Here is a 17894-nt window from a genome sequence, read left to right as displayed (position 1 = left end):
CGCAAGCTGGCCTGAACGCTGAATGCAGAACTTAGTGCAGGTCGATGCCCAACAGTGCACTGACCACCTCGCGCAGCTGATGAGGGGGCAGGCTGTCGTCGAACTTCTCCCGAGTAAGCCCATCGTCAACGGCCGCCTCGCTCAACAACATGGCGATCTCCAGCAATGTCGCCTCGTCGGCAGTGCCTGGCTGGAACGCCGAAATCAGCGGCTTCAGCGTTCCCGGATCGAGGTGGACCGCGTCGCGAACCACCTGGTTCAGCAACAACCGCTGGACATGCCGACCTGCCACGGCGGCAGACCCGTACAGAATCGAGCGCCGATCCCGGTTTCCGTTCGAGGTCATGGGGTCGAGGAGGAGTTCCAACAAAGCCCCGGCACCTGAAATCAGCATCTCCGGGTGTGGGAGAACCGTGGTGTCGCCATAGATCCGCCAGTAGGGCAACAACGCGTACAGATGTTCCCGCGCGTCCTGCGAATTCTGCACAAACGCGGACTTCCGCAACGAACGCCCTACGGCGGACTCGCTCGGCATCCGCACATCGTCGAAGATCACTCTGTCCGGCGCGATCGGAAGACCGTCCGGAGGCCACGGAAGCGACTCGTACACGCTCACCGGTTCACCATCTTCGACCCGGACCTGAAGCACTGCCGGATCGGTTGTGAAACTCCAGGCCACGCGGAGCACCTGCCAGAGGCGTACCCGGTCTTCGACATCGAGTTGGCTTTGCCAGAGCATCGCTTGCGCCCGCCATCGCGCGGCGACTGGTTCGCCCACGAGCTCCGCTGCGTCCACCGGGCCGTCGGACAACATGATCGCGAAACACACGAGGTTCGCCGTGTACGTGGCCACCCGTGCGGCGATCGGCGTACGGCGCGGCTCGTAACCCGAAGTCGACCAGGTTGGATGCGGGTAGCCCGCGTCCGGCAGCAGTTCGATCACCAACTGGCGGCACCGTTGGCGTTGCCGCAGGTCGAGCCGGTTCAGCAGACCGTGGCAGAAGTCCCAGAGCGGTGAACGGCGAGCGACAGTGATGAACGATGTGATCGCGTAGAAGAAGCCCACGTCGAAAACGGCGCCTGGTGGACGTCGGCGGTCGCGGTCCTCGGCCAGTTCCACCAGGGCAGCCACGATCTGGCGGGCCGCGAGGAATTCGCCGAAGGTCGCGTGCAGGAACTCGAAACTCCGTTCCTGGACGTCGGTGTCCCGGATGGCCTTGGACTCATGGATGAAGAAGAAGCGGCCGACGAGCAACTGCCCTGGCGTCAGCGCTCGCCGGAACGAGTCGGGCTGGCTGATCACGAGGTCGTCGGGCGCAAGCAGGTGCTTGATGTCGCCGTTCAGGTCTGCTTCCACGATCACGTCGGCACCACGGTTGAGAATGGCGATGGCCACGGCCGACAGCCGCCGCCACTCCGCCTCGATGTTTTGCGCTCGCTGTTCGGGGCCGTCCCGCTCGCCGCTCTTGGCGACCTCGCGGGCGATGAAGTCGGCGAACAGTTGCTCGTAGAGGTCGACTCTGCCAAGCGTGCCCGCTGTGTTCTGCAAAGCGTTGTCGCCTGCGTCGTAGAGGGCCAGCAACAGCAGCAAGAGGGGCTGGGTGGCCAATTCCATGCACTGAAACGCGGTCTCGCCCGGCAACGGCCGCAATCCGCGCTGGCGCAGGCTGTGCTCGTTGGCGGCGTTCCAGACGTCGAGCCACTCGTCGACCTGCTCTTCGGCGAACGGCTCCAGCCGGACGACCACAGTTGCCTGCGGACAACGCGCACGGTCAGCCACGACAGTCCGGCTCGTCACCATCACCGCGACCGGGCGACCGAGGTCGGCTTCCCGCTGCTGGAAGTCACTCAACGACTCCAGGTAGTCCGCCCGGTTGACGCCGGTCGCCTGCAGCAGCTCGTCGAAGCCGTCCATGATGATCACCGGCAGCGCCGGGCTGGCGCTCCTGACGAGGTCCGGCCATGTCACGGTCTCGCCAAGCACCTGGTACAGGGCCTGCTCGATTTGTTGCTGCACGGACGCGTCCGCCCGCACCTTGCGTAGCTCGACCCGGACCGGGAGGAACTGGTTCTGGGGAAGTTCGGCCGACAGGACCTCGGTCAGCAGCGACTTCCCGGAGCCGGGCTGTCCCAGCACCATGATCGGCTGTTCGACCGCCGCCGGGCTGGTGAGGTGCCCGAGCAGGAACCCGGGCACGTCCGGCACGGACGCCCTGTCCTCCCACCACGTCTCGGCTGCCGGATGATCGGCCGGTCCGGCCACGGCGACAAGACCGGTCGGCCTGATGTACGCGGTGCGCAGCGTGGGCAACGTGACGTGCCTGGGAGCGTCGGTCGTGCTGAGAATGGGCCGGTTCAGGCGGTTCTGGTACATCTCCCCCAGACCGTCCCGAACACCATCGGCCGTGACGTGGCGGGCGCGGGCCAGTTCGGCTCTCAGCGACGCGATCGCGTCGGCCAGGGCGGCGCGAGTGGCCTGGCCGTCCACCAATCCGTTCCACACGCCGAACTCCGGCGCCTGAACGGCCAGGGCCCGGTAGTTCTCCGCGTAACGGCGTACTGCGAGTTCGGGAACCTGCCCCGCCAGTCCCCAGATACCTTCCCTGGCGTCCGGATGTTCGAAGGCCCGCAGACCGTAGAGAAATCGGTGCAACCGATCGCCCACGGCGTCGTAATGGTCTCTGAGCGCCACCAGCGTGCTTTCGAACGGCTGGTGCGGCGTGGGCATCGGTGGCGATGTCTCCACCAGTGACGCCACCATCTCGGCGTAGCTCCGGGCAGGTGCTCCTCCGGTCGCCAACGCGACCTGTTCTTCCCTGGTGAGTTCGGCACGGGACAGGTCGACGCCGGGGCGATCGGCCACGACCTCGTCCAGCGCTTGGTAGAACGACGTCACGACGATGACCGCGTGCGCCGCGACCAGCCGTTGTGTCCGGTCGAAGCGGTTCAGTTCTTGGGTTCTCTCGCGGATTCCCCTGATCGCCGAACTGCCCCACATCGCTATTTCGTTGCGCAAAGCAAAGAAATCCACGTCTCCGACGGTCGCCACGGCTGTCGCGGCCACCGCTCCACCAGCCAGCTTGTTGATCCTGCCCACGGCGTTCGAGTCCCCGCCGAGCAGACGGACAGCGTCGATGAACGTCAGTCTCCGCTTTGCCACTCCAGGAAACATACTCGACCCGCTCAGGCCGTGTAGCCGCCCGCCACCCGGGTAGCCGGAAAGTATGGCTGACACGATCGTCGCTGGTTACGACGGTTCCACCGCCGCCGAGCGTGCCGTCATGTGGGCGGCTCGTGAAGCTGTTGCACAGGGACTGTCGCTCGCGCTTGTCGAGGGGGTGAGTGTCCCGGCGCTGCCGGAGGCGGCAGCGACACCGGCTGGCTGCACGTGGTGGTCGGCATAGACGGGTCGGACACCAGTTCCGCGGCCATCGACTTCGCGTTCGAGTTCGCCGACCGCCACGGGCATGACCTTGTTGCCGTGCACGCCTGGTCCGATCTGCCGCTGGACGCGCTGGCGCCGGTGCGGACGTGGGACTATGCCTGGCAGGACATCCATGACAGGGGTGCGCAGCTGTTCGCCGAGCACGTGGCCGGGCATCGGGGCAAGCACCCCGATGTCGTTGTCCGCCAAGTGATCTCGCCGGACCGCCCCGCGCATGCCCTGATCGAACACGCGCAGGACGCCGCCCTCCTTGTCGTCGGCAGCCATGGCCGGGGAGCGGTGAAACGGGCGCTGCTGGGCTCGGTCAGCCACAGCGTCGCCTACCACGCGCCTTGTCCCGTGGCGATCGTGCGTCCTCACGAGTGAGCCGTCAGCGACAGCTCCCAGAATTCCGCGTAGCGACCGCCTTGGCGCACCAGTTCGTCGTGGGTGCCCTGTTCCACGATGCGGCCACCGTCGAGGAAGACGACTTGGTCGGCACGTTGGACCGTATGCAACCGGTGCGCCACCATCACCACCGTACGGCCCGCCATCAGCCGTTCGATTCCATCGTGGACAGCTGCTTCGTTCACCGGGTCCAGTGCGGAGGTCACTTCGTCCAGCAGCACGATCGGCGCGTTCTTCAGCAGCGCTCGCGCGATGGACACCCGTTGGCGTTCGCCGCCGGACAGCAGCGCGCCGCCCTCGCCGACGTTCGTCGCCCACCCGTCGGGCAGGCGCGAGATCACCTCGTCGAGCCGCGCGGCGGCTGCCGCCGCCCGTACTTCGGCATCGGTGGCGTCCGGGCGGCCGAGGCGCACGTTCTCCTCGACGGTGCCGTCGAACAGGTAGACATCTTGGAAGACAACGGCGATTCGTTCCATCAGTACTTCGGTGCCTATTGAACGGACGTCCGCTCCGCCCACGCGAACGGAGCCCTCGTCTACGTCGTAGAACCGCGCGATGAGTTCCAACAATGTGCTCTTGCCTGAACCCGACGGCCCGACCACGGCCAGCCGCTGTCCATTGGGGACGGTCAACGACACGTCGTCGGTCACCGTGCGGTCGCCGTGCCGGAACGTGACGGCTTCGAACTCCACACCGTGTCCCCCGGGCAGGACGGGATCGGGCGCTTCCGGCAACGGCCGCGTGTGCAGCACCTCGTCCAGCCTCGCCAGTTCGGCTTGGGCACCGCGTAGTTTGCCGCCGATGTCCGCCAGGGACAGCAAAGGATCGGCGCACCGGGCCGCGAGGACGAGGATCGTCAGCACCTCGGCCACGCCGATGCCGCCGTTGAGCGCGAGATATCCGCCCAATGCCAACACAACGGTGAACATCGCCTGCACGGTGATCGTCAAGCCCACGACACCGGGTAGCGCCGACAGCACCGTGCGACGAGACGCGCGCTGGACGTCGCGCAACGAGTCGTCCAGCAACTGGAAACGTTCCGCCGTGCGGCCACCGGCTCGCAGCACGGGTTGCGCCTGGAGGTATTCGATCACGCGGTTGGTGGCGTCGTGGTCGCGTTCCGCCCGTTCCGTGTCCGTCGCGGCGATGGCACGACCGGTCCAGCGTTGGATAGCCGCCACGATCGGCACGGCCACCACCGCGGCCAGCCCCAACTGCCAGTTGAAGACGAGCAGGACGGCGATGATCGTCAACGGTGTCACGCTCGCGGATATGAACGGCGACAACAGGTGCGCGAGCACGCTCATCGCCCGCATGACGCCGCTGCTGGCCAGCACGGACACCTCGCCGACGCGGGCCGCGCTGTACCAGCCCATGGGCAGCCGGGCCAGGTGGTCACCGAGCCGGTGGTACATCCCGCTCAGCAAGGTGATTCCGACGCGGAAGCCGGACAGATCGCTGCGGTAGCGCAGAATCCCGTAGACCGCGAACACCGCTCCGAAGGCGACGAGCCACGGGACGGCGTCCGCCGGGTCACTCCCGAACAACGCACCCAGGATGGGCACCAGGAACGCGTACGACAACCCCTCGGCCACGGCGGTCGTGGTCATCAGCGCCACGGTGCGCCGAACCGGCTTGGCGTACTCGTTTCCCAGCACGCGTAACAGCATTCGAATCATCAGGTCCCGTTCCCTCCCCGCTGGGATCGCCAGAACTCGGCGAACTTGCCGTTGCGCGCCACCAGGTCACCGGGTGCGCCGTGTTCGGCGACCACTCCGTCCTCGAGCATCACGACGGTGTCGGCGTCGGCGACCGTTTCCATCCGGTGGGCGATCAGCAGGATCGTCCGATCGCCCTTGAGCGTCGCGAGTGCCCGGCGCACCGCCCGTTCGGTGTGCGGGTCGGCGAAGGCGGTCGCTTCGTCGAGTACCAGGACGGGTGTGTCGGCGAGCAGCGCACGGGCGATCGCGATCCGTTGCGCCTCCCCGCCCGACAGCTTGACGTCCTCGCCGATCACCGTGTCGTAGCCACGTGGCAGTTCCAGGATCCGGTCGTGGATGTCGGCCAGCCGAGCGGCACGGACCACATCGTCGGGCGAGGCGTCCGGCACTGCCAGCGCGATATTGTCCGTGACCGACGCACGCAGCAGCCGGACGTCCTGGAACACGAACGACACCAGCTCGTACAGCTGCCGGCTGCCGAGTTCGCGCAGGTCGGCGCCGCCGATGGCGACCGAGCCACTTGTCGGGTCGAAGAACCGGGGCAGCAGCTGGACGAGCGTGGACTTGCCGCTGCCCGACGGGCCGACGACCGCTGTGACCGTGCCCGGTTCCAGCACCAGGTCGATCCCACGCAGCACCTCGCGATCGGTTTCGTAGCCGAACCGGACGTCACGCAGTTCCACCCGGTGCCCTTGGGCTGTGCCCGGGCACGTGGGCTGCGGGAGTGGATCGACCGCGAGCACGTCCTTGATCCGGCCGACCGCGCGCCGGGCGGTCTGCATCTCGTCGAAGCCGTGGCCGAGCGCGGCGACGGGAGCGGTCAGGCCGAGGCCCAGCAGCAGGAACGGCAGCAGGTCGGCGGGAGCCATACCGCCTGACGTGACCAGTGCCGTACCGCCGATCAGCACGACCAGCAGCACGAACGGCGGCGACAGCGCCAGCTGCATCCCGGCGGCGATGCCCGACAGCCCACGCACCCAGCGCAGGAACGTCGTGACGAACTCGTCCACGGCCGTGCGGAATCTGCCGTGCGCGCGGCCTGCCCCGCCGAACGCCTTGACCACCGCGATGCCCTGGACGAACTCGACCACGGAGTTGGCGATCCGTGCCATGCCCGCGTCGAAGTCCTCCTGTTCACGCAGCCTGGCCGGAGTCATCATCAGCGGCACCAGTGCGACGGCAAGCACCACGGGGATGAGGGTGATCAGCGTGAGCCGCCAGTCGATGGTGAACAGGTACACCATCGACACCAGCGGCACCACGAACGCGGCGACCAGCTCGCCGGGCGTGTGAGCGATGAACGGGTGCACAGCGCTCACGTCCTCGCCGACGACCTTCGCCAGCTCGCCCGTCCGGCGCCGGGAGAACCACCCGATCGGCGCACGTCCCAACCGCGCGGCCAACTGCCTGCGCAACGACAGCTGCACCCGGTTGTCGAGCAGGTGCCCGATCCCGGACGACGCGGCCGTGGCGACGAGCCGGACGAACAGCCCCGCCGCGCCGAGGATCACGACAGTCCACACGTGGTCGTGATCGGCCGGACCGGGCGACAACAGCGTGCGCCCCAATTCGACCACCGCGAGCATCGGCGCCAACCCCGAGATGGCGCCGATGACCTGCAGGACGACGACAGCGGCGAACCCGCCAAGGTACGGGCGCAGCAGCCCGGTCACGGCTGCGCCAGCGCGCGGCGCAGAACGTCGCCGAGTTCGGCGAGTTGACGCTGGGACACCTCGGCGGACAGGATCGCCTGGGAACCGTGGAACGTCCCGGCCCACTGGTGCAGCTCGACCGCGACGCCCGCCTGCAACAGGCGCAACGCGTAGGTGATGTCGTCGTCGCGGTTCGGGCAGAACTCCGCGGCGGTGATGTGCGCGGGCGGCAGGTCGGACAGGTCGGTGGCCCGTGCCGGTGCGGCGTAGGCGGTAGGGGTCGCGCCCCCGAGGTAGTGCTGCCACGCCTGGGCGACCTTGCCGGTGGTGAGCCACGGCGTGTCGGTGAACTTCCGCGCCGACCAGGTTTGCTGACGGTCGTCGAGCCCCGCCTGGCTGAGCAGTTGGAAGCAGATCCGCGGGCCGTCCTCGTCACGGGCGCGCAGCGCGATTCCCGCGGCGATCCCGGCACCGGCGCTGTGCCCGCCGACCGCGATCCGGCTCGGGTCGATGTGCAGCTCGGCGGCGTTCTCCGCCGCCCAGACCAGTGTGGCGTACGCGTCGTCGAACGCGGCGGGGAACGGGTTCTCCGGTGCCAGGCGGTAGCCGACCGAGATCACCACCGCGCCGGACATGTCGGCGAGCCGGCCCGCCCACGGGTGCTCGGTGTCCACGTCACCCATCACCCACCCGCCGCCGTGCAACCAGATGATGGCGCCCTGCGCGTCGTGCGGGCGGTAGATGCGGACCGGCACCTCGGGATCGGCGGGCACCATGCGGTCCTCGACCACCATGTTCGACGTGTCCGGTGGCGGTATCGCGGCGGCCAGTTTGGCGAAGTTCTCGCGTTCGGCGACCGGGTCGGCCAGGTCGGCGCGCGGAAGCAGGCTGAGGAACGCTTCGAGTTCGGGATCCATGCCGACAATCCTGGATCCGCGGCGCGCCCGGTTCATCCGCCAGCCGTCGCGTGATCCATGCCGATAGTGCGCCGATCGTCGCTACGCTGCTGACATGGAGGTTCTGGTCGAACGGCTGTCGCATCTGGATTCGCTCGCCGCGGGCGCGATGCGGGTCGTGATGTTCTACGACACCCTGATGCGCAGGCGGGTGGACCTGGCCGCGCTGGCCAGGGCCTCGGCCGGTCTGGCCGAGTGCGTCGCGGGCATCCGGCTGCACGGCAGTGGACGCGTGATCCGCGTCAGCCCCGACGGCCGCCCGGTGTCCGGCCCGGAGTCGCCCGCGTCCGCCGCCGTGCCGATCGTCCTCGACGACGAGGAGATCGGCACGGTGTGGCTTGAGCGGCCAGGCGAGCCGACGCCGCTCGACGACCTGGTGCTGGACCGGCTGTCCATCGCAGCGGCCGCGGTCGTCGAACGCTACGGACCGGCCAGCACCACCATGGCCGACCCCGCACTGATCGAACTGGTGATCAGCTCGAGCAGCGACGAGGCGGCCCGCGCCCGCGCGCTGCGGCTGCTGGGATTCGGCGCCGACCTGCCGATCCGTGTGGTCGCTGTGCGCTCGGACCGTCCACTCGACCAGGTCGGCGGCCTGATCTGCCCGGCGCATCCGGTGAAAGCGGCGCCACTGGCCGACGTGGGCGTCGTGCTGGCCACCAAGGTGGACACGGCCCTGTTCCCCGCCGGAGTCCAGGCGGGCATCGGCTCCGTCGGTTGCCCCGAACGCTCGTGGCGGCAGGCCCGGACCGCACTTCGCTTCGCGACCGAGCGCCAGCCTGTCGTGCACCACGACAGCTTGGGGGCGCTTGCGTTGCTCGCCCAGATCCCCCAGGACGCCGCACGCGACAACACCGACGTCGCCGCCATCGCCCAACTGGCCGCCAACCCCGACGACATGGACACTTTGGACGCGTACTGCGCGTCCGGGTCGTTGCGGCGCGCGGCCGACGTCCTGCACCGGCACCACAGCAGCATCGCCCGCAGGCTTGAGCACATCGGCAAGGCGCTCGGCATCGACCTGACCGAACCGACCGGCCTGATCCGGGCACGGCTGGCCCTCACCACATGGCGGCTCATCGCCGACTGACCTCAGGTGAGCTACTTGTTGCCATGTCTTCGCCTTCGGTGCCGCGTGTGCTCGTGCTGTTCGATGTCGATCACACGTTGATCGAGACGCGGGGCGTGGGGCGTGAGATGTACGAGCGGGTGTTTCCTGTGGTGACCGGTGTTTCGTTTCGGGAGCTTGCCGCAGTGTCGGGTCGGACCGAATTGGATATCCTTCGGGAAACGTTGGAGCTGCACGGGATTGCCCCGACCAATCCGGCAGTGGGTGAGTTGGCGGCGGCGTTGGTGCAGGGCTACGAGGCCGCACGCGGTGAGTTGGCCGAGCGGGGCAGGGTGCTGCCTGGTGCGCGGGAGACGCTGGCGATGGTGGCGGCGAACGACGGCATCTACCAGGGCGTGTTGACTGGAAACCTTCGTGGTGTCGCGCGGACGAAACTTGAGGTCTTCGAACTGGACGGGTATCTCGATCTTGAGGCCAGTGCGTACGGGGACGATAACCCGCGACGGTCTGAGTTGGTGGCCATCGCGCAGCGACGTGCGACGGAGCGGACCGGTGTCGTGTTCGGCAATCAGCGCACGGTCTTGATCGGTGATACGCCCAAGGATGTCGAGGCTGCGCTGACGGCCGGCGTTCGGGTGATCGGTGTGGCGAGCGGGAAGAGCAGCATGGACGAGTTGCGGACCGCTGGAGCAACCCAGGTCTTGGCCGACCTTGCCGAACCGGCTGACGTCGTCCGCGCCATCACGGAGGCATAGCGGCAGCAAGGCCGAACGCTGGGACAACCCGAGCTGACAGCTCGGTTACTTGTCCGTAGCCGACTTGGCGTCAGGTGGGTACAGGCGTACGGCCTGTTCGCCAGTTGCGTGAATTCACCGTTATCGACCGAAGACTTGAACGTCGCCGGGCAAATTCCGCACAAGATCGGCCAATTGCCCGGCGACCGCACCAAGGTGCACCGGGACAGAACAGATCACCCAGCAAATGCCTGCTGACCAGGCAGATGCGCGTGTATGTGCTCCCGGTGGGAATCGGACTTACAACACCGACGTGCGGAACGTGGTCAGCACGGCGGCGTGATCCGACGACCAGGCGTTGCCCCGGTGGTGGGGGACGGCCGTCGGCTTGCCCTCCACCACGGTCTTCGACTCCGTCACGCCGATCAGCCCGGCGTAGTAGACGAAGTCGATGCGGTCCTGCGGCTCCGGCTCGCCCTTGTGCGAGTCGTGGCCGTAGCCGCCGGTGAAGATCGGGTAGATCGGCGACCAGGTGGTGCCGGGCGTGGTCACCGGGTTGCGGTTCGCCACGCGGAACGAGTCCCGCAGTCCGGCCTGGGTGGGCAGGACCGACGTCGGCCACGGCACTGTGTCGTAGCCGCAGCGACGGGTGCCGGGCGTCCAGTCCAGGTGCGAGGGGGCGTTGAAGTCACCGGTCAGCAACACCGGTGTGCGCCACGCCGCCGCCAGGTCCGGGCGCATCTCCTGCAGGACTGCCTTGATCTGGGGCGTACGGCCGGAGCGTTCTTCGTTGGCCAGCAACTGCTCCTGGGTCATCTTGCCGAAGCACGCGTCGTACGGGCCGTACGGGTTGTAGCCGAGGTGCACGTTCCACACCACGACTTCCTGGCGGTCGTCGAGACGCACCCGCACACGGGTCGCCACCGACAGCGGACCGGTGCCCGGCTCCTTGCGTTCGACGATCGGGTACCGGCTGATCACACCGATGTCGGTGCCCGCCTGGTGGTAGTCCCAGCCCAGGGCCTCGGCCAGCTCACGCGTGGACGCCGCCGACGTCTCCTGCAGACCGACGACGTCCACATCGGACGCCAGCAGGGTGCGCAGCTGCTTCTCCCTGCCGCCGTCGACCTGGCTGCCGCCGTGCCACAGGTTGAAGCTCATCGTCTTGAGCTCCGGCACCAGCGGCAGGCCCGGCGCCCGGACTTCGACGCTGATCGTGGCGGTGCTCGTCTCACCCCGCGTGTTGCGGGCCTCGACACGCACGCGGGACGGCCTCAGCACGTCGGTCAGCCGAGGCGTACCGGTCACGGCGCCGTCCGCGGACACCTGGACCCACTGCGGTCCGGCGGTCTTGCGGAAGGTGACGCCGTCGGTGTCGCCGCGCACGACGCCCCGGACGGTCGCCTGGTACGGCGTGAAGGCGCGCGCGTTGCGCAGGTCGAACGTGTCGGTGACGAAGTGCAGCGGCGCGTTGCTGGCGATCCGGAGCTTCACCGGCGCCGCGAGCCACTGGTAACCGTCCTGAGCCAGCGCGTAGACGATGTAGTTGCCCGGCTCAAGGCCGTCGGTCGGCAACGTCGCCGTGCCGCTGGCCGCGGTGACGTAGGTCCATTTCGTCGACGGCCCGACGTACTTCTCCTCCGCCGGGCCGTTGCCGGGGTCGGAGTAGAGGCCGAGCCAGTTCTTCGCGTGCGGCCGGGGCGTGCTGTAGGTCGCCGTGATCGGCTCCCCGACACGCAGTGCGGTCGACGCCAGTGCCAGCGTGCCGTCCGGTGCCGCCGTGGCTGGCGTGGTGATGCCTAACAGGACAAGTGCCGCTACCAGCACTGATATGAGCCAACGCATGCCGCGCAGCCTCAGGTGTGGTGATGACCGGATCGTGTACGGATCATGGCGCGCAGGTGGCATCCGGCCGACCACTCGGCCGTGAACCACGCCCAGGACTGTGCCGGGCTGGAACGCAGCTCCTTGAGCTGGGCGACGATCTCGTCCGCTGCTTCCTTCCAGTCCACCTCGGCGAGCAGGCCGTGGTCGGCGTAGCCGCCGCAGATGTGCTCCCGGGTGGTCAGTCAGCGTCACGGCTGGTCGAACCACTCCAGCGCGATGCGGGCGATCTCGGCCGGTTGGTCGAGCTGCATGAAGTGCCCGGCGTCCGGCACGACCTGGACCGACGAGCCTGGCGCGAGGCCGTTCTCGGCGCCCGCGAAGAACTCGGGCGGAATGCACCCGTCGTTTTCGCCCGCGAGCACGAGCAACGGAACCGTCGCAGGCGCTTCGGTTTTGGCGGCCAGTGCGGCCAGGTCCGGGTCGTGCAACGCCGTGTCGAAGTTGCCGCGGTAGATCCTCAGCGCGTTGCGGATCACCTGGGGGTCGCTGTAGAGCTTGTGCACGTTCGCCCGGTGTTCTCCGATGTCCAGACCGGGCGACCACGTGGCCCACAGGTAGTCGATCAGCGCCCGGTCGGCTTCGAGGATGCCCTCGGCCAGCCCCGGCAACTGGAACAGCCACATGTAGAACAACCGTTGCTGCTGCGCGGGATCACGGAGGATCGCGGGTACGGTCTTCGGCGGTGGCACGGCCATGGTCACCGCGCGCCGCACCCGCTCTGGCCAGACGGCCGCCAGCCGACCCACCACACCCGCGCCGATGTCGTGGCCGATCATGTCGACACCGCTGTCCGGTGACAACGCCGCAGCCACCGCGGCCCCGTCTGCGGCGAGCGTAATGCTGTCGGTATACGGCATCTGGTCGACGGTCGCCGGATGATGTCCGCGCAGGAACGGCGCGACCACTCGCCGCCCGGCGGCGACAAGGTGCTCGGCGAGCGGTCCGAATGTGGCCGGATGGTCGGGGAACCCGTGCCAGCACACGACAACAGGACCGTCACCGGCGGTGAGCGCGGGGAAGTCGAGGCGGTCGGTGCTGATCACGATCTCGTCGAAGTCCACTCCCCCAACTTAGCCGCGACGACGTGACGGTGGGGGCGGAAAGCCGCCAGCCATGAGCTTCGGAAGTTGGTGGACTTGGCCGGACCCGTTGATCGACACCCCGCCGAGGAGCCATGTCAGCACCCACCATGCCCGTCACGAGTTCTGGTTGGCTGGCGGTCGTTTCCGTGACCGTCGGCATCTTCGCCATCGTCACGACCGAGATCCTGCCCATCGGCCTGCTCACGTCCATCGGTGCCAACCTTTCCATTTCGAACGGGACCGCCGGACTGATGATGACCATGCCCGGACTGCTCGCCGCTGTGGCGTCACCGGTGGTCACGGTCGTCACCGCGCGCGTCGACCGTAGGCAGATGCTGCGGACGTTCATGCTGGTGCTGACAGTGGCCAACGTCATCGCCGCGGCCGCGCCGGGATACTGGGCCGTTCTGCTCTCCCGTGTCCTGGTGGGTGTGACCATCGGCGGATTCTGGTCGATCGCGGCCGGTCTGGCCGACCGGTTCGTCCCGCCGGGCTCGACCGCACGGGCGACCGCGGTGATCTTCGCCGCGGTGCCGCTCGGGTCCGTCCTGGGTGTCCCGGCGGGGACGTTCATCGGCGACATCGCCGGGTGGCGAACGGCTTTCGTCGTGATGGCGGCGTTGTCCGGCGCGGTGCTCGTGGCGATCACCATCGTGGTCCCCCGGTTGCCCGCCGAGCAGGCCACGCGAATCAGTGTGCTGCGTGACCTGGTGCGTCAGCGGAGCACGCGGGCCGCTCTGCTGGTGACGTTTCTGATCGTGCTGGCGCACTTCGGCACCTACACCTATGTCACGCCCTTTCTGGAGCAGGTGACGCACGTGTCGTCGGGAACTGTCACCGTGATCCTGCTGGTCTACGGCGCGGCGGGCATTGTCGGCAATTTCCTCGCCGGGACGCGCGTCGTCCGGTACCCGCGCGCGACGTTCGGGGTCAGCGCCGCCCTGTTGGGGGCGGCCACCGCGCTCCTCCCGGTCGTGGGGACGACACCAGTCGGGGCCGTCGCGCTGCTGGTCGTGTGGGGTTTGGCGTACGGCGCCGTGCCCGTGTGCTCGCAGACGTGGTTCGTGCGGTCCGCGCCGGGCACGCCGGAGGCGGCGTCGGTGCTGTTCACCTCGTCCTTCCAGGCCACGATCGGTTTCGGTGCCCTGATCGGCGGTGCGGTGGTGGACCGGAGCTCACCCTCGACGGTGATGCTGCTCGGCGGCCTGACGGCGCTGCTGGTCGTGGCGGTGTGCGTACGGCTAGGCCGCGGGACGACATGATGGTATGAATAGAACACGTTCTAGTTCTACGTCGGATTCGAGGTGCGTCGATGAGCGTCCCGACAGTCACCGACCTCCTCATGGCCCGCGCCGGCGACGAGCACACCGGCCTGCGGTTCGAGGACGAGACGCACTCATGGGCCGAGCACATCCGGATCTCGGCGCGGTACGCCGCCGCCCTGCGAACGGCGCTGAACTGGGACATACCGCCCCATGTGGGCATTCTGGCCGACAATGTGCCCGCTTTCTCGTTCCTGCTGGGCGGATGTGCGCTGTCCGGCGCTGTCCTGGTCGGACTGAACCCCACCCGGCGGGGCGAAGCGCTCGCCCGGGACATCCGGCTCGCGGACTGCCAACTCGTCCTCGCCGAGCGGAAACACCTGCCCCTGCTGGAAGGATCGGACCTCGGCGTGGCAGCCGTCCACGAGCTGGAGTCGTGGCGGATACCGCAAGAGGCACCACTGGAACCCGTTCCAGTCACGGCCGCCGATCTGCTGATGCTGATCTTCACGTCCGGCACCAGCGGCGACCCGAAAGCCGTCCGGTGCACGCACGGCAAGGTCGCGTTCCCCGGGCGGATGCTCGCCGAACGCTTCCGCCTGTCCGCGTCGGACACGGTCTACGTCTCGATGCCCATGTTCCACTCCAACGCCATCATGGCCGGGTGGGCCGTCGGCCTCGCGGCGGGCGCGAACATCGCGCTGCGCCGCAGGTTCTCCGCGTCCGGTTTCCTCCCCGACGTCCGGAAGTACGGTGTCACCTACGCCAACTACGTCGGCAAACCACTGTCCTACGTGGTGGCCACGCCACCACGTCCCGACGACGCGGACAACCCGCTACGCCTGGTGTACGGCAATGAGGGCGCCGGCGCGGATCTGATCGCGTTCCAGAAACGGTTCGGCTGCGCGGTCGTCGACGCGTTCGGGTCCACCGAAGGCGGAGTCGGCTTCGCCCGCACCGCGGACACCCCACCCCACTCGCTGGGCAAACCGGCCGACGACGTGGCGATCCTGCACCCGGAGACCGGCCACCCGTGCCCACCGGCCGAGTACGACGCCGACGGCCGCCTGGCCAACGCCGCCGAAGCCGTCGGCGAACTGGTCAACACGGCGGGCGCGGGCTGGTTCGCCGGGTACTACCGCGACCCCGAGGCCGACGCGCACCGGCTGCGCGACGGCCGGTACCACACCGGTGACCTGGCGTACACCGACAAGGACGGGTTCGTCTACTTCGCCGGGCGACTCGGCGACTGGCTCCGCGTCGACGGCGAGAACCTCGGCACCGCACCGATCGAACGGATCCTCCTGCGACACCCGGCGATCGCCGAAACCGCCGTCTACGCCGTGCCCGACCCGGTCACCGGGGACCAGGTGATGGCCGCGATCGTCACCCGCGGCACACCGCTCGACCCCGCCGAGTTCGGGCGTTTCCTGGCCGACCAGCCCGACCTGGGTCCCAAACAGGTGCCCAGGTACGTGCGCGTCGTGGCGGAACTGCCGCGGACGTCGACGTTCAAGGTCGTCAAGCGGCGCCTGGCGGCCGAGGGCATCGACTGCGACGACCCGGTCTGGGCGCGGTCCGGACAGGCCATCGGTTACGCCCTCATGCCCCGGAACAACGTTTGAGCAGAGCAGCGTAGATGGTCCCGCCCATCCAGAGTTTCCGTTGCTCGATCCGCAGTCCGACCTGCCCGCACACCCGCGCGAGGGTGTCGATGTCGACGACGAGCCAGGGAAACCAGGGGCCGACCTGCTCACCGAGCCGGAATCGCATCCGCCAGTCCCCGGGGTAGCGTCGCGTCGTCCACCCGCTCCCGTCGTCCAGCCCGGAAAGCCTGCGCCAATCGGCGCTGGTGAACACGATCGTGCCATCGGGTCCCAGCCAACCTGCCATGCGAGACAGAAATGCCGGAAGCGCCTCCACAGTGCCGCATATTCCGCCGGTCCCGCCAAGCGCGAGCACCACGTCCACATCAGCCGGTGGGACGTACTGGTTGACGTCCGCATGGACGACTTCCACGCCTGCCAGCGCGGCGAGCGCCACCGCGGCAGCGGACGTGTCGATTCCGTGTCCACGAACCCCGCGTTCCGCGAGGATCTCGAGATGACGGCCCGTGCTGCACCCGATGTCGAGGACGTATCCCTCTCGCACCCAGTCAAGGGCGTCGATGTCCGGCGGTGCCACGGCTCCGGGCTCGCGTCGCCACCACCCGACCGGTTGCGCGTTCGGCGGCAGGTCGGAGTGCTCGAGTTCCATGTAGAGGGTGCTCGCCGGATCCCCAAGCGCTTTGTCGAACAGGCTGGCGTCGCCCATCACAGGTTCTCCTCGGTGTCGATGACGAGTCGCGTCGCGGCCGGGTTGTACCGGGCGAGCAGGTACAGGAAGCGAGCCGCCGCGACCAGCCCGTCGGGCTCGATGCCCCGGTCCAGTGCCGCGAGGGCGAGCTCATCGCCGTCGACAGCCCAGGCGCTGGCGAACTGCTCACCAATCCGCTGTGGTGACAACGTTTCGAGGTCCCGGCCCGGGTGCCGCGCGAAGGTCAGTTCGTTCATGGTCCAGGCCGTCTCGACGACCCGACGGGCCCGTGCCCACGCCGGCGTTCCGCGCAAGGTGTCCATGGCCAGCTCATCCCCCATGGTGCCTGGGGTTGTGCGGAAGCTACGGACGAGGAACACAGCGAGCTGCTCGTCGAGGGTGAGTGTGCCGTGTTCCGCCGCCGTGAGCCATTGGCTGAGAAATCCCAGCCGGGACGGATCCGCGGGCAACTTGTAGAAGCCGCAGTGCTCGCCGTGGAGAACCGCCGCGGTCAATGGATTGTCGGCTGTCACGACACCACATCGCGTGGCGCATTCGCGCGCGATGGCGGCGAGGACCATGCCACGGTGGAAGTGGGGGTAATCCGCCGCGAAAAGCTGGAGCGCGCGCAGGATTCCCAGATCCGGCACGTGTGAGGAGTCATTCCCGGTGCCCAGAGCGCCCAGCTGCCACGCGTGCAGGAACGTCGTCCGGTTGACGGACAACGTGGGCCGCGTGGCCGGGGGCGCGTCGGCTGACCGCAGCTGCTCGAGCAACAACAAGGCATCATCCCGCTTGAGATCGACCCGGTGGTCTCGGCAGTGATCGCGCAGTGCCCGCAGGATCGACGGATCGAGCCCCATCTCGGCACCGATCGTGCACAGTGCGTCATAGGTGCGGAGTCCGAACGGTCTCGCGGCCATCGCGTCGATCAAGCCGGCTGCCGCTGCGGCTTCGCAGACACCGTCACGCACAGCACCGTCGAGGGTGGCTCGCATGGAGACGAGCGGTTCGGACAGTGGCCGGTAGTCCTCATCTTTCGTGCTGTGCAGCAGGGCTACCTCGTCATCGGCTGTCAGGGCGCCGCAACGGTAGTCGGCGTAGATCCGGCCGATGCCTTCCATACCGAAGACGTCCAGCTCCGCGGCGCGCAGCGCACCCATACTGGCCGCACCCAGCACCCGCACCCCCTGCTCCAGCAGGAACAGGATCTCCTTGTGCCGGACGGCCCCCACCTGGTGGAAGAAGCCGTCCACGATTCCGACCACATCACCGGCCGCCAGGGGAAGGCGAAGCAGGTCCCCCGCCGCGACCGGCGGCAGAACCACGACATCGGAGCCGCTCGCTTGCCTGGTGGCGTCCACCAGGCTGGGGCCGACGAACAAGTACCGGGCGACCACGCGA

The 17894-nt window shown here is 68.3% G+C and carries 15 protein-coding genes; 6 read left to right on the top strand and 9 right to left on the bottom strand.

The window, feature by feature from the left end; all coding sequences use genetic code 11:
* Nucleotides 1-31: 31 nt before the first annotated feature.
* Nucleotides 32-3160, bottom strand: coding sequence for an NACHT domain-containing protein (locus ALI144C_RS06650; protein ID WP_076986113.1), 3129 nt, complete (start codon nucleotides 3158-3160; stop codon nucleotides 32-34).
* A gap of 64 nt (nucleotides 3161-3224) precedes the next feature.
* Between ALI144C_RS06650 and ALI144C_RS06645 the strand changes: the two genes are divergently transcribed.
* Together ALI144C_RS06645 and ALI144C_RS06640 are read left to right on the top strand one after the other, a co-directional pair.
* Complete coding sequence (locus tag ALI144C_RS06645) at nucleotides 3225-3404, top strand: universal stress protein (protein WP_076986112.1); 180 nt, start codon at nucleotides 3225-3227, stop codon at nucleotides 3402-3404.
* Complete coding sequence (locus ALI144C_RS06640) at nucleotides 3392-3811, top strand: universal stress protein (protein ID WP_168211190.1); 420 nt, start codon at nucleotides 3392-3394, stop codon at nucleotides 3809-3811. Before ALI144C_RS06645 ends, ALI144C_RS06640 begins: the two co-directional genes overlap by 13 nt.
* Here the strand turns inward: ALI144C_RS06640 and ALI144C_RS06635 are convergent.
* From ALI144C_RS06635 to ALI144C_RS06625, 3 genes are read right to left on the bottom strand one after another with little or no spacing between them, the layout of a single operon-like run.
* Nucleotides 3802-5511, bottom strand: coding sequence for an ABC transporter ATP-binding protein (locus ALI144C_RS06635; RefSeq protein WP_076986110.1), 1710 nt, complete (start codon nucleotides 5509-5511; stop codon nucleotides 3802-3804). The genes ALI144C_RS06640 and ALI144C_RS06635 overlap by 10 nt on opposite strands.
* A complete protein-coding gene (locus tag ALI144C_RS06630; RefSeq protein WP_076986109.1) occupies nucleotides 5511-7226 on the bottom strand; it encodes an ABC transporter ATP-binding protein in 1716 nt (571 codons plus the stop codon). Before ALI144C_RS06630 ends, ALI144C_RS06635 begins: the two co-directional genes overlap by 1 nt.
* Nucleotides 7223-8122, bottom strand: coding sequence for an alpha/beta hydrolase (locus tag ALI144C_RS06625; protein WP_143230458.1), 900 nt, complete (start codon nucleotides 8120-8122; stop codon nucleotides 7223-7225). Before ALI144C_RS06625 ends, ALI144C_RS06630 begins: the two co-directional genes overlap by 4 nt.
* 94 nt (nucleotides 8123-8216) lie before the next feature.
* Between ALI144C_RS06625 and ALI144C_RS06620 the strand changes: the two genes are divergently transcribed.
* Both ALI144C_RS06620 and ALI144C_RS06615 read left to right on the top strand, forming a co-directional pair.
* Complete coding sequence (locus ALI144C_RS06620; protein WP_076986107.1) at nucleotides 8217-9251, top strand: helix-turn-helix domain-containing protein; 1035 nt, start codon at nucleotides 8217-8219, stop codon at nucleotides 9249-9251.
* 47 nt (nucleotides 9252-9298) lie between these two features.
* Nucleotides 9299-9985 carry an HAD family hydrolase gene (locus tag ALI144C_RS06615; RefSeq protein ID WP_237774014.1) on the top strand — a complete coding sequence of 229 codons (687 nt, stop codon included), beginning with the start codon at nucleotides 9299-9301 and terminating at the stop codon, nucleotides 9983-9985.
* 279 nt (nucleotides 9986-10264) lie between these two features.
* On the opposite strand, the gene ALI144C_RS06610 is transcribed toward ALI144C_RS06615, so the two are convergent.
* The 3 genes from ALI144C_RS06610 to ALI144C_RS06605 are packed head-to-tail and all read right to left on the bottom strand — an operon-like array spanning nucleotide 10265 to nucleotide 12912.
* On the bottom strand, nucleotides 10265-11809 hold the full coding sequence (locus tag ALI144C_RS06610) for an endonuclease/exonuclease/phosphatase family protein (RefSeq protein ID WP_076986105.1): 1545 nt from the start codon (nucleotides 11807-11809) through the stop codon (nucleotides 10265-10267).
* Nucleotides 11810-11820: 11 nt separating this feature from the next.
* Nucleotides 11821-11988: a hypothetical protein gene (locus ALI144C_RS55310; RefSeq protein ID WP_441297537.1), complete on the bottom strand. Its 168-nt coding sequence runs from the start codon at nucleotides 11986-11988 to the stop codon at nucleotides 11821-11823.
* A gap of 51 nt (nucleotides 11989-12039) precedes the next feature.
* Nucleotides 12040-12912 (bottom strand): alpha/beta fold hydrolase, encoded by an 873-nt coding sequence (locus tag ALI144C_RS06605; RefSeq protein ID WP_076986104.1) that lies wholly within the window; start codon nucleotides 12910-12912, stop codon nucleotides 12040-12042.
* Between the two features lie 113 nt (nucleotides 12913-13025).
* Between ALI144C_RS06605 and ALI144C_RS06600 the strand changes: the two genes are divergently transcribed.
* Together ALI144C_RS06600 and ALI144C_RS06595 are read left to right on the top strand one after the other, a co-directional pair.
* Nucleotides 13026-14195, top strand: a complete 1170-nt coding sequence (locus ALI144C_RS06600; protein ID WP_143230457.1) for an MFS transporter — start codon at nucleotides 13026-13028, stop codon at nucleotides 14193-14195.
* Nucleotides 14196-14245: 50 nt separating this feature from the next.
* On the top strand, nucleotides 14246-15820 hold the full coding sequence (locus tag ALI144C_RS06595) for a long-chain-fatty-acid--CoA ligase (RefSeq protein ID WP_076986102.1): 1575 nt from the start codon (nucleotides 14246-14248) through the stop codon (nucleotides 15818-15820).
* Here ALI144C_RS06595 and ALI144C_RS06590 read toward each other — a convergent pair.
* Nucleotides 15798-16508, bottom strand: coding sequence for a class I SAM-dependent methyltransferase (locus tag ALI144C_RS06590; protein WP_076986101.1), 711 nt, complete (start codon nucleotides 16506-16508; stop codon nucleotides 15798-15800). The genes ALI144C_RS06595 and ALI144C_RS06590 overlap by 23 nt on opposite strands.
* Entirely contained in the window at nucleotides 16508-17890 is a 1383-nt protein-coding gene (locus ALI144C_RS06585; RefSeq protein WP_076986100.1) for a TfuA-like protein, read from the bottom strand. The genes ALI144C_RS06590 and ALI144C_RS06585 overlap by 1 nt, the downstream gene beginning before the upstream one ends.
* Nucleotides 17891-17894 lie beyond the last annotated feature (4 nt).

The organism is Actinosynnema sp. ALI-1.44, assembly GCF_001984155.1.
Taxonomy (GTDB): Bacteria; Actinomycetota; Actinomycetes; order Mycobacteriales; family Pseudonocardiaceae; genus Kibdelosporangium.
Note: the sequence above shows the minus strand (reverse complement) of the source record. Positions and strands in the feature narration are given on the sequence as shown.